The sequence below is a fragment of the Paenibacillus sp. PDC88 genome (genome assembly GCF_900106725.1).
Taxonomy (GTDB): Bacteria; Bacillota; Bacilli; order Paenibacillales; family Paenibacillaceae; genus Paenibacillus; species Paenibacillus shunpengii.
The window spans coordinates 345,475-357,611 of record NZ_FNNT01000005.1; the positions used below are offsets into that span (position 1 = coordinate 345,475).

The window sequence follows — 12,137 nt, forward strand, 5'->3', positions numbered from 1 at the left end:
AGCTTGATTTTACAGCTTAATCCGCTGAAGTCTTAAGGCATTGAGCACAACAGAGATTGAACTGAGCGCCATAGCCGCTCCTGCCAGCCACGGAGCGAGAAATCCGGCTGCAGCAATCGGAATGCCAATGACATTGTACCCCAGTGCCCAGAATAGATTCTGCTTGATGTTCCCCATCGTTCTGCGGCTCATTAGAATCGCATCAGGAATGCTGTTCAGGTCGCCGCGCATAAGCGTGACATCTGCTGCCTCCATGGCAACATCCGTACCTGTACCCATTGCCATGCCAGTATCTGCTGTCGCCAGAGCCGGTGCGTCGTTGATCCCATCACCTACCATCGCAACTTTTTGACCAGAAGCTTGAAGCTTCTTAATCTCTTCCGCCTTTCCTTCTGGCAGCACCTCGGCAAGCACATGGTCGATTCCCGCCTCAGCTGCAACCGCCTCTGCAGTGCGCCGATTATCCCCGGTCATCATGATCACTTCAATCCCCATTGACTTCAGACGTTCAACTGCTGCCCGGGATGTGCCCTTAATCGTATCGGCAACCGCAATGGTTCCGGCATAGACGCCGTCCACGGCGATGAGCATAGCCGTTTTGCCAGCAGCTTCAAGCTCTTCCATTCCTTTCTCAGCAGCGGAACGATCCACCTTGTGTGCATCAAGCAAGCGCCGCGTACCAATCAGCAGCTCATGCCCTTGTACTACAGACTTAATCCCATAGCCCGGCACATTCTCAAACCGCTCAGCCTCCGGAACAGCGACACCTCGCTCCCCGATCCCTGAAACGATCGCGCCTGCCAATGGATGCTCCGAAGCCGCTTCTGCTGCTCCAACAAGAGACAGCAGCTCTACTTCAGATCGACCCTCAGCAATGATGACATCGGTCAGCTTTGGCTTACCCTCCGTAACCGTACCCGTCTTATCCAGTACAACTGTCGCGATCTCCTGAGCACGCTCCAGGTGCTCTCCACCTTTAAACAGAATGCCATACTCGGCCGCTCTGCCCGAGCCTGCCATAATAGAGGTCGGAGTCGCTAAACCGAGCGCACAAGGGCAGGCAATGACGAGTACAGCGATTGCTTTTTCCAGAGCTGCCGCGAATTGGCCCTGCTCCACGAAGAAGAACCACACCACAAATGTCACTACCGCAATCCCTACAACGATGGGGACAAAGATACCCGAGATGACATCGGCGATTCGCTGAATCGGTGCCTTGGACCCCTGTGCTTCTTCAACCACCTTAATAATCTGTGAAAGCGCCGTGTCTGAGCCTACCCGTGTAGCTCTCACTGTGAGCACGCCATTTTTATTAATCGTCGCACCGGTTACGGAGTCGCCCACTTGTTTATCTACAGGCAGGCTCTCACCGCTCAGCATGGATTCATCTACAGAGGAATTCCCTTTCTCAACAATTCCATCCACAGGAAACTTCTCACCAGGCTTCACAATAAGCAGGTCGGATACAACAACATCTGCAGCCGGAATACTTATCTCCTGCCCGTCACGTATGACCATTGCCGATTGCGGTGCCAGCTCCATCAAACTGCGGATGGCCTGAGAGGATCGGCCTTTGGCCACACTTTCAAACCATTTGCCCACCAGTACCAGTGTAATCAGAATTGCACTGGTCTCGTAATACAGCTCGGCCCCATGATGGCCACCCTCCATTGTCCAGCTGATCGTCAGATACAGACTGTAGAAGTAGGCCGCCGACGTACCGAGGGCAACAAGCACGTCCATATTCGCACTCTTGCTGCGAAGAGCTGCATAGGCACCTTTATAGAACTGAAAACCGATAATGAACTGAACCGGTGTTGCCAGGAGGAGTTGAAACCAAGGGTTCATGAACAGCTCAGGCACATAAATCCACGAAGTGAATGAGAAATGGCCTACCATAGCCCACAATAATGGAATCGATAATATGGCAGATATGATCCATTTCCATTTTTTGCGCGCCATCTCCTTCTGCCTGATTGCCGTGATGTCTTCCTTCGATTTCTGCAGCAGAGCGCCATAGCCAAGCTGTTCCACCTTACGGACGAAATCCTCGGGCGCAGTCTCACTCCCATCATATTCAACGTGGGCTGTTTCCAAAGCGAGATTAACACTCGCACTCGTCACGCCAGGTATTCGGCTAAGCCCTTTTTCAATACGTGTCGCACATGCCGCGCAGGTCATCCCTGTAATGTCCAGATCTACCCGTTCCACTACCGTTCCATACCCGAGTGCTTCGACCTTGCTTCTAAGATCACTGACTTGAACGACGGCCGGATCATAACTTACAGAAGCTTGCTCTATAGCGAGATTAACATTTGCACTGTGTACACCCTCCATGCGTGATAGTCCTTTCTCAATGCGGGCAGAACAAGCAGCACAGGTCATTCCTGTAATATTTAACTTTGTATGCTTCTCGCCGCTTACGGTAGGCGAATTCATATGAATCATCCCCTAATACCCCTTAGGGGTATATAATTGATCTGAAAAAAGCAGACCAGAACGGACTGCTCTTCGCTCATTGTTCACTTCATATAATCCATTCTCAAATAGATTAAACCACGTCATAACCTTGATCTTCGATCGCATGCTTCACTTGATCCACAGTTACCTTTTGTTCATCATATTCTATCTTAACCGTACCGGAGGCCAAGTCCACTGTACCTTTTGCTCCGACGCTTTCTAGTGCACCTTCAACAGACTTCACACAATGGTTACAAGACATACCTTGTACATTCAACGTTACGTTACTCATATTCAATTCCTCCCATTTTCATTGTGATTTATATTATAATCCAGACTTTCAGCACCATCGGCAACAATACTACTTCATAAGCTTCTTAACCGTCACCAGCAGCTCGTCAATCACTTCATGCTCACCTGCCTGGATTCGATCAATGACACAGCTCTTCATATGCCCCTCTAACAGAAGCTTGCCGACACCGTTTAGTGCAGATTGAACAGCCGCAATTTGCGTGAGCACATCATCACAATAGGTATCTCTCTCAATCATGCCCTTTATACCGCGAATTTGACCCTCAATCCGGTTCAGACGGGTTGTCAGAATATTCTTCATTTCATCAGAGTGATGACTGTGCCTTACTCCTTCCTCTTGATGGCCTGAATGGGAATCATGGCAATGTACTGTGTTCTCACCTTCAACAGCTATCTTCTTAACATCCATTCACATGACCTCCTTCCATTCCTACACTCAATATATTATACCCCCATAGGGTATGTCAATACACCAATACACACTTCATCTGCGATTATTTTTAAAAAATTTGTAGGTCTATGTACCTTTTCATAAATATTTGAAGTGAATTTCTAGTCATAAGTCAGATAATGATTCAGAATCAGACAAGAAAATGGGTATCAGACAAATTAATCAAAAAAATTTCTAAATTTTTTTAAAATTCATGAAGGATTTACCAAATTGAAGTCGAATAACAATGCTACGATAAAAATTTGAAACTAACGGAGATTGATACATGGTCTATGATGGTATAATTCTAGGACTTATCGTAGGACTTTTCAGAGGCGGCTTTAAGCACGGTCTCATGCAGTTTGGACAGATCAAGCTACGAGGCGGATTAATTTTCCCGATATTGCTGCTTATCCAGTTTATCATTTTCCGTTTTCAAGGCAACGCAGATTGGCTTGCACCTGTTTCAGGATATTTCTTTATGTTCCTCTACATTGTAGGAATGTTCTTCTTGTGGGTGAACCGTCAGAACAAGGGATTTCTGATCATTCTGATTGGCGTATTCCTGAACTTTATCGTCATGGCTGTCAACGGCGGCCGTATGCCTGTCTCTTTAGAAGCTGCCCAAGTTCTCGGGCCTTACTATACAGAGCTTCTGACCAGCGGTGACGCTGTGTACAAGCATTACATGCTTGATGCCTCCACCCGCTTATCCTTTCTGGGAGATATTATCCCGCTCTCGAGTCCTTACCCTCGAACCCAAGTCATTAGTATCGGGGACGTTGTCATGAACCTGGGTATATTCCTGTACATCCAGAGTATTATGGTACCGCCGAAGAAGGATTCTGAAGATCAAGATCTCGCACCAAGTTTAAATACATCAAATTAAGACGAAGGAGGATACATACCATGAAAAAATCTAACATCGCCCGCATCATCATGAACGGGGTAATTGTTGCTTCTGTCGTTGTGGCATTGACTTCTGGATTTGCTTTCGGCTAGGACTTATCAGCTTTATTCTTTTTTCAAAACAGGCCACATAGCCTGTTTTTTTCTTTATACACGAATCTATTTCATCGATAATCCCAAGCCGCTCTAGTCGAGAGTATATCATTTTAGATTCTTCGTTTAATGAGTTGTGAAATTAATTCACACAGTCGTTTAATGTCATGATAAATTATATAAACATACGATGAATTTAATAGGAGAAATTAGATTTCATGACAACCTTTCTATCAAAAATAAAAAAAGTAGATATTAGCCAGTGGTATATCGCAGCTCTCTGCTTAGCGGGCATGATTACCTTCAGTCAATATAATGGCGGAGCCTTCTTCAGCTACTCACCGGAAGAATGGGTCACCTTATACATCATGCTGGGTGCCACGCTGATACTTAATAGCCTTACCTTTCGATTACCTCCCGAAGGAAATGTGATGTCGTTTGACTCTTCTATATACCTTGCATGCATTTTCATATATGGGGGCGAAATGGCATTAAGCGTGTTGCTTTTTTCGTTTCTATGTTATTTGATCTACAAACGAAATGTCCCATGGTGGAAGCAGCTAACGAACTTCACTCTGTACTCATTGATGATATCACTATCGGATACGGTATACGAATCTCTAGGCGGAACACGTGGCAGTGTAGATGATCAAAATCTCCCCGTGTATATGATTTCGCTTGCGGTATATTTTTCGGTCAATACATTTGGAATGTTCATGTACTACTACCTTTTATACAGGAAGGATCTGTACAACACACTCAAAGGTTTTGTCAAAGAGACTATGCTCGTGTATTTATGTATGCTTATTCTGTCTCTCGTCCTTACCGTGCTGATTGTGCATAATGGAGTGTTGGGCCTCATCCTGTTTCTAGGTTTGGCTATATTGCTGTCTCACGCGTTTCGACAACTGTTTAATATGTATCATCAGATTCTGAATCGTTCAAATTTGGATCAACGAACCGGACTGTACAATCACAGTTATTTTGAGAGCTCACTGGAGACAAGCATCGAGGAAGCACGCAAGAACGATACACCGCTCACTTTAGCGATGATTGATATCGATGATTTCAAGAAATACAATGACAGCTTCGGACACCTCAAGGGGGATACACTTATCAGCTTTTTGGGTTCTCTCCTCAAGGAGGAAACCAAAGGCACTCCTATCATTGCATCAAGATATGGCGGGGAAGAATTCACCCTGCTGATGCCTGGATATGCCATAGAAGAAGCGCGCTCATTCGTCGATCGAATTCGAAAAAAATTAAACGATACTCCTTTTGATGGTGTAGAAGTTTTTCCTCATAAATGCTTGTCCTTCTCTGCCGGTATTGCCGAATACGAAATTGAACTGTATGACAAATCCCAGCTGGTCGATTATGCGGATAAAGCGCTCTACTATGCGAAGAAGCAAGGCAAGAACACCGTGCATACTTACGGATGTAATATCGAGATGGAAGCGGATATTGATCTGGATCAAGAAATTCATTATATCGAGCAGCAGCTTAATCTGTTTATATATAAGGACATTGATACATTCAAGCATTCGAAGCGAGTATATAAGTATGCGCTTGATATGAGCGGACATCTTGCTCTGGAGAAGGAAGAGCGGCGAAATTTTATACTCGGGGCCTTAATTCATGACATTGGTAAGCTCGAAATCCCTTGGGGTGTGCTCAACAAAAAAGGCAAGCTGACCTCAGAAGAATGGGAAACTGTCAAACAGCATGTCACTTGGGGCAAAAAAATCGCCATGACAGATCATCGGTTCAAGGACCTGATCCCCTATATCGAGCTTCATCATGAACGGTATGATGGCAAAGGCTATCCCCACGGACTTAAAGGCAAGGAGATTCCGAAGTTGTGCCGAATGCTTACCGTAATCGATTCCTTCGATGCTATGACTTCAGAAAGACCATATCAGAAGACAAAGACGTTCGAGGAAGCCATTGTGGAGCTGCGTGACTGTTCAGGAACACAGTTTGATCCGAAGCTGGTGGAGCTGTTCATCTCTTACATCCAAATGCAAATGCCGAGATCAGAGTACATGGAGATGGGCAACACCACTGTCCTATCCAATTAACAGCCAGCTCAGCCCTTACGATATTAGAATTACCGATATACCCTGACATCAAAAAACCTATGTGATTCTACGAATAGCCGTAGTAATCGCATAGGTTTTTTTACATGTTAGAACAACAAGCTTCTAAATTAAATTATGATTTCTTTACATCCAGTTCATGAGAGGTTTGATGAAGCTCTTTAATCATTTGTTGTAAAAACATACTTTGCTGTCTCGTAATGCCCCGCTGATTCTCTCTAATCAGCATCCGTTCGATATTCTTCTTGAGTATTTCACTTCGACGCTCCAATACGGCTTGACTCATGCTTTTACTACACTCTCCTTCAATCCTTTTCTCTTTCTCTATACAAGTATATCGAATTGACCTTGGGTTAAGGAAGGGTGATTCTCTGTAATAATTTCATCTCAGAAGTGCTTAGCTGGTATTTAACGTACACCTTCTACTATAGGCATACAATTCCTCTTGAATGCTTGGGCATCTTAGGCTATAGTGTTCGTTCGTCTCCAGATTAAAGGTATAATAGAAATTAATTCACAACATGCCTAGAAGGAGACTGAAGCTGGCAATGAGCTATAAACAAATGAAATTGATGATCTTATTCATCCCAACCATTACCGTTGGTTTGTGGGAATATATACGTCACCAGTTTCTCATGCCCTATCTCTCAATGGAGGCAGGAAACTGGCTGACGCCGGTAATTATCTATCTCATCAGCGTCACTTTATTGAATAAATTGTTTACGATTATGGAGAAATCGCAGGCTGAGCTGGAACGAGAGAAGGCAGCGAAATCTGCGCTGGAAGCCAGGGAGCACCTGGCACGGGAATTGCATGATGGTATAGCCCAGTCGTTATTCCTTCTATCTGTCCAGCTTGATAAAGCCGAACGTAAACTGACAGGCACCCCTAACGAAGGCGAACTGCAGGATGTTAGAAAAACTGTACACGAAGTGCATCACTATGCCAGACAAGCGATCGCCCAGCTGAGAGTTCCTCATAGTGAAGAGAACAACGTCGATTCTCCTCAGCAGCTGCTCAGACAGATCGAGGACATGGTTGCAGACGGCAGATATGATTCCCGTATTCAATGGAAGCTCTCCGATGAAGCGCTCACGACCAAAGAACATATCGAGCTCATTGCCTGTATGCGTGAAGCCATTCTAAATATTCGCAAGCATGCCAATGCCAGCACAATCTCTATAACAGGAACAGGAAATAAGGAGCATTGGAAGGTGTCCATTACAGATGACGGAATTGGCTATACAGGTGATCCGGAACAGCGCAAAGGCCGGTATGGGCTTCGTATAACGAGAGGTCGTGCGGAAGAAATGGGCTGGAGATTTCACTTCAGCAACATGGAGGGCGGCGGAACCTGCATGCAGATTATCAAAGGAGAGGATGCTTCATGAACAAGACACGCGTACTGATCGTCGACGATTCAGCCCATGCCCGAGCTGCCATGGAGTCGATATTATCGGAGGAGCCGTTGTTTGATATTGTAGCTACCGCATCAAGCGGTGAAGAAGCACTGGTGTTGACCGAGGAATGGATGCCTGATCTCATCCTCATGGATATCCGTATGCCAGGGATGGACGGACTGGAGACCACACGGGCGATCAAGCAGCGCTATCCGTATGTGATTATTGTGATGGTTACGGTCTCTGATGATGTGACACATCTGTTCGAAGCACTCAAACAAGGAGCACAAGGATACCTGTTCAAGAACTTGTCCTCCTCAACCTGGCTGGAATATCTAAAGGCTGTCGTCAGTGACGAAGCCCCGGTTAACCCGGAGCTGGCCTACCGCATATTGCAGGAGTTCCCGAAGACCAAGAAGAGGGATGATGGCAGCACACCGCTGACCACCCGAGAACGAGAAATTCTGAACTGGGTTGCCTCCGGCAAGACCAATCGGGAGATCGCCGACCGACTTGGGATTTCGGATCAGACCGTGAAGAATCATCTCAAAAATATTTTACAGAAGCTCCAGCTGGAGAATCGTGTCCAGCTCACCAGGTATGCACTGGAGCAGGGCTGGATCGAACGTGATTTTGAGAACTGAGCTGTACATACAGGCCCCGTTCTCCGCCGCACGAATGCAGCTGCAGTCTCTTTTAAAAACAGCTGTTTCCTGAATGCAGGAAACAGCTGTTTGACTTATATCGCGACAAAATCGATTAGGCCAGTGCCAGCTGCAATGCGGTCAGAACAATCCCGATCATAAAACCGGTTACCGCACCGTTAATCCGAATCCACTGCAGATCCTCACCGAGCTTATCCTCCATCATCGCAATAAGGGTTTTGTTATCCATTTTATCGATATTTTCACGTACGAGCTGGCCGATCTTGGAATGATTACGCTCCAGCAAGGTTGTGACACTGACTACAATCTTCTGGTTGATGCGTTCCAGAAGCTCAGCATCCTCTTTCACCTCTGCAACGAGGGATGAAATGACCGGAATGAGCTGTTTCTCTACGTAACTTCCATCCTCCATATAACCCAGCATTTGTTCACGGAATTCCACCAGCTTCTTAAGCACAGCTGATTCTGCATCCCAGTTCTGAAGCATGGAATCCCTCCACTCTTCCAGACCGTTTGTCACTTTCTTGCTGTGCGCTAAACGCTGCACTTGTCCGCGAATGGCATTTAGTACACTTTGTCTGCGAGGGTGACCCTCATATTTCAGGTCCTGTACCTGATCATACAAGAAACGCTGAAGAATCCCTCCAAGCCGTTCCTCATTCAAATATCCCATGACTGCATTCAGAGCAAACTGCATCAGACCGTTAACCTGCAGGGAGTTCATCGCTCTCATCCCAATTTCGCCGAGTGTATACTGGGTATCCGGTTTAACGAGCCACTCCTCTGCCTGATCAAGCCCATAGTCCAGAGCCATTCGGTCATATCCCTTACTCGTAATGTACTGCTCTGCCTTTGACAGCAGCGGCTCTATCTCTACACGTCCAACCTGGCGCTTAATCTCCTCAGCAACAAGTGGAGCGATCTTCTCCAGAGGTAATGACGAAATGACGCGTTTGGCAAGCTTATCAATCGCCTCATGTGTTGTTGTCGTATGAAGCTCTTTCTCTGCCATCTCCAGGATCATTTGTGATACCGGCATTTCGGCAATCTTAGCTGCAATGCTGTCTTTGTTCAGCAGATTGTTCTCTACTGCAGATACAAGGGCCTCCGTAATTTTCTTGCGGTTCTTCGGGAGCAGCGCAGTATGCGGAATTTTGAGACCCAGCGGATGGCGAAAGAGTGCCGTTACTGCAAACCAGTCAGCAAGCCCGCCAACGAGTCCGGCTTCAAAGGAACCGACAAGCATTTTACCAACCGTACTATCTTGAAACGGCAGCGACGCCGCGAACCCAGCACCCATAATAACAAGCGACCATGCTGCGGCTTTTTTCGTCTGTTTAACCATTTGAATTAACTCCTTCAACGACTTAATCTATGTACAATACATGTGTATATCATGCGAATGGATAGCGCTATGTATAATATTCATCTTATCACCACAATTGTATTATTCCAAACTCTGGATATACAAAAAATAACGGGCCGACCTATGGTCGCCCCGTGTATGTGCTGAGTCTTTGCACGAATCTATTCCGCCCTATGGAGCCGGATATATCTCCAATCCGCTAAGGCTCAGCTTTAAACCTACGAGCTTGCTACTCTTTACGTTGGATCAGCCGGAAATCATCATAGTGGAATCCGGGTGCAACCACACAGGATACAAGCACCGGTTCATCTCCGAGCGGCCGTGCCATCTGCCATTGTCCGCCTGGCGCCAGCGCCTGCGGATGCTGTCCTGCTACAACGTCCGGACCAAGGATAAAGGATTCGGTCTGAGTGGGATCCCCTTCACCGCTGCCGCCGATGATAAGCTCGAGTGGACTGCCAGAGTGCCACATCCACAGCTCATCGGAATGAACGACGTGCCAATCCGAGAATTCACCCGGGTGCAGCAAGAAATAAATCGAAGTAGCCGCTGGGCGCGGCCCGGAGTATACGCCTGGCAGTACAGATTGAGGAATTTGGTATGCCGCCTTCCAGATCTCCTTGTACCAGCCACCTTCTGGATGCGGCTCCATGGAGAGCGCAGCAACCAGCGGCGATAGATTACGTTCTGTCATATTCGTTAACCCTGCCTTTTATCCAATAATTTCTAACAGCTTCGTTAATACTATAGAGTGTATCATACTAGAAAATGTGACTGCTCTCAAACAAATAGAATCACAGGCTGCTTCATTTCCATTCAATGATTCGGCTGCACAGCTGAGACAGCAGGCTTCCCTCATGGCTAATGACCAGTATACCCAGCTCGCGTTCTACAGCCATTTTCTTAACGGCATTCCAGATCTGAGCCTGAGTTACGGCATCCAGCATTGTGGTCATTTCATCAGCAATGAGAAATTTGGTGCCTGCTCCAAGTGCACGGGCTACACAAAAGCGCTGCAGCTCGCCGCCTGACAGCTCACCCGGTCTTCGTGCAAGCCAGGACTTTTCAATTCCTAGCGAATGCAGCAGCTCTGCATCATGCTGACCCGCTTCCTGCAGCACTTTATGCATGCGCCATCTCGGATTAATTGCGGATTCTGGATGCTGTAAGACCAACTGAACCGGAGCATAGCCTTTATATAAAGACAGCGGTGTGCCATCCAGAAGCACTACTCCCTCATCCGGCTCCAAATAGCCCGCCAGCAATCGAGCCAGTGTTGATTTCCCCGCACCACTCGGGCCGCGAAGTCCCACCATCTCTCCAGATGAAATAGACAGATGAACATTCCTCATACACCAATCCTGACGACGATCGTATCGAAATCCAAGGTTCTTCGCCTCAAGTTGCATGAATGCATCTCACCTCTCCGCCCCGCAGCTCTCGGAGCAGCGGAAGCTCTTCTGTACATTCCCATGTGGCCATTGGACATCGGTGGGCATACTTACACCCACTTGAATGAAGATCTCTGTCTAGCGTCAGCTGAGGTCCTGGGGGCATCTTAAAGCCATTATGCGGCAATGCGTTCCAGAGCGCCTTCGAATACGGATGTCTCAGCAGCTCCCCGCTGCCTGTAAAATCCTCCGGACGCGCGGTTTCTACATTGGTTCCTGCGTAAAAAACAACGAGCTCATCTGCGATTTGAAGCGCGGATTCAATATCATGGGTTATCCATAGAATGCCTGCCCCTTGGTCGGCAATGGAGCGAAAATGTCTCAGCGTCTCAGACAGTGCCTCCACATGAATGCCGGGCGTCGGCTCATCTGCAATAATCAGCTCCGGTTCGCCTGCCGTTGCAATGGATAACAGCACTCGCCTCGCCATACCGCCGGACAGCTCAAACGGATATCGCTCTTTCACATCGGTGGCCAAGCCATATTTGCGGAGAATCACACCCAGCCTCTCCTGCATAAGCTTCTTTCTCGCATGTATTCGGGAGGTGTTAGCGCCTTTCATCTTGATGGGGTCATTACGTTCATTACTTCCTTCAAGGCTGTAGCTTACCTGGGCGCCTACCTTCATCAGAGGGTCGAGGTATTGTACAGACTGAGGTACCAGCGCAAGACGGCGGCCTCGAAGCTCTGTTTTAGCGGCGTTATTCATTGGCGCACCCTTAAAATAAAGTGTTCCCCGAGTAATCGCATTGGACGGGAGAATGCCCAGAATCGCATGGGCCAGCAGACTTTTTCCCGACCCGCTCGCCCCGATCACTGCTGTAATTCGGCCTGCTTGGGCGGTCATACTCAGTCCATGGATGACCTCGGTCTCCTCGACCCGGAATAATCCCTTGCCGCGCGCAAATGAGACCGATAAGTTGTCTATTTTGAGCAAAGTCATATTAACCCC

Annotated in this window: 12 protein-coding genes; 4 read left to right on the forward strand and 8 right to left on the reverse strand. The window is 47.3% G+C overall.

From position 1 onward, the window contains the following. Nucleotides 1-9: 9 nt before the first annotated feature. From BLW49_RS17430 to BLW49_RS17440, 3 genes are all read right to left on the reverse strand, one after another. Nucleotides 10-2,439, reverse strand: a complete 2,430-nt coding sequence (locus BLW49_RS17430) for a heavy metal translocating P-type ATPase (RefSeq protein ID WP_090725923.1) — start codon at nt 2,437-2,439, stop codon at nt 10-12. A gap of 112 nt (nt 2,440-2,551) precedes the next feature. After that, complete coding sequence (locus tag BLW49_RS17435; protein WP_076314875.1) at nt 2,552-2,752, reverse strand: copper ion binding protein; 201 nt, start codon at nt 2,750-2,752, stop codon at nt 2,552-2,554. A gap of 69 nt (nt 2,753-2,821) precedes the next feature. Continuing rightward, the gene (locus tag BLW49_RS17440; protein ID WP_076314876.1) at nt 2,822-3,181 is read right to left on the reverse strand and encodes a metal-sensitive transcriptional regulator; all 360 of its coding nucleotides are present in this window, start codon (nt 3,179-3,181) and stop codon (nt 2,822-2,824) included. A gap of 307 nt (nt 3,182-3,488) precedes the next feature. Here BLW49_RS17440 and BLW49_RS17445 point away from each other — a divergent pair, with 307 nt between their 5' ends. After that, entirely contained in the window at nt 3,489-4,091 is a 603-nt protein-coding gene (locus tag BLW49_RS17445; protein WP_076314877.1) for a DUF5317 domain-containing protein, read from the forward strand. A gap of 331 nt (nt 4,092-4,422) precedes the next feature. Further along, on the forward strand, nt 4,423-6,285 hold the full coding sequence (locus BLW49_RS17450; RefSeq protein WP_076314878.1) for a bifunctional diguanylate cyclase/phosphohydrolase: 1,863 nt from the start codon (nt 4,423-4,425) through the stop codon (nt 6,283-6,285). A 133-nt stretch (nt 6,286-6,418) separates the two neighbouring features. On the opposite strand, the gene BLW49_RS28835 is transcribed toward BLW49_RS17450, so the two are convergent. Next, on the reverse strand, nt 6,419-6,589 hold the full coding sequence (locus BLW49_RS28835; protein ID WP_170862498.1) for a hypothetical protein: 171 nt from the start codon (nt 6,587-6,589) through the stop codon (nt 6,419-6,421). A gap of 262 nt (nt 6,590-6,851) precedes the next feature. On the opposite strand from BLW49_RS28835, the gene BLW49_RS17455 reads away from it, so the two are divergent. Further along, nucleotides 6,852-7,694 carry a sensor histidine kinase gene (locus BLW49_RS17455; protein WP_090725818.1) on the forward strand — a complete coding sequence of 281 codons (843 nt, stop codon included), beginning with the start codon at nt 6,852-6,854 and terminating at the stop codon, nt 7,692-7,694. Beyond that, nucleotides 7,691-8,347, forward strand: coding sequence for a response regulator (locus BLW49_RS17460; protein WP_090725820.1), 657 nt, complete (start codon nt 7,691-7,693; stop codon nt 8,345-8,347). The genes BLW49_RS17455 and BLW49_RS17460 overlap by 4 nt, the downstream gene beginning before the upstream one ends. A gap of 115 nt (nt 8,348-8,462) precedes the next feature. Here BLW49_RS17460 and BLW49_RS17465 read toward each other — a convergent pair whose 3' ends face one another. The 4 genes from BLW49_RS17465 to BLW49_RS17480 all read right to left on the reverse strand — a co-directional run bounded on the left by BLW49_RS17465 (nt 8,463) and on the right by BLW49_RS17480 (nt 12,128). Further along, on the reverse strand, nt 8,463-9,713 hold the full coding sequence (locus tag BLW49_RS17465; RefSeq protein ID WP_076314881.1) for a DUF445 domain-containing protein: 1,251 nt from the start codon (nt 9,711-9,713) through the stop codon (nt 8,463-8,465). A 250-nt stretch (nt 9,714-9,963) separates the two neighbouring features. Continuing rightward, entirely contained in the window at nt 9,964-10,428 is a 465-nt protein-coding gene (locus tag BLW49_RS17470; RefSeq protein ID WP_076314882.1) for a cupin domain-containing protein, read from the reverse strand. Nucleotides 10,429-10,540: 112 nt separating this feature from the next. Continuing rightward, the gene (locus BLW49_RS17475; RefSeq protein WP_090725822.1) at nt 10,541-11,143 is read right to left on the reverse strand and encodes an ABC transporter ATP-binding protein; all 603 of its coding nucleotides are present in this window, start codon (nt 11,141-11,143) and stop codon (nt 10,541-10,543) included. Continuing rightward, nucleotides 11,133-12,128, reverse strand: a complete 996-nt coding sequence (locus BLW49_RS17480) for an ATP-binding cassette domain-containing protein (RefSeq protein WP_076314884.1) — start codon at nt 12,126-12,128, stop codon at nt 11,133-11,135. The genes BLW49_RS17475 and BLW49_RS17480 overlap by 11 nt, the downstream gene beginning before the upstream one ends. Nucleotides 12,129-12,137: the final 9 nt, after the last annotated feature.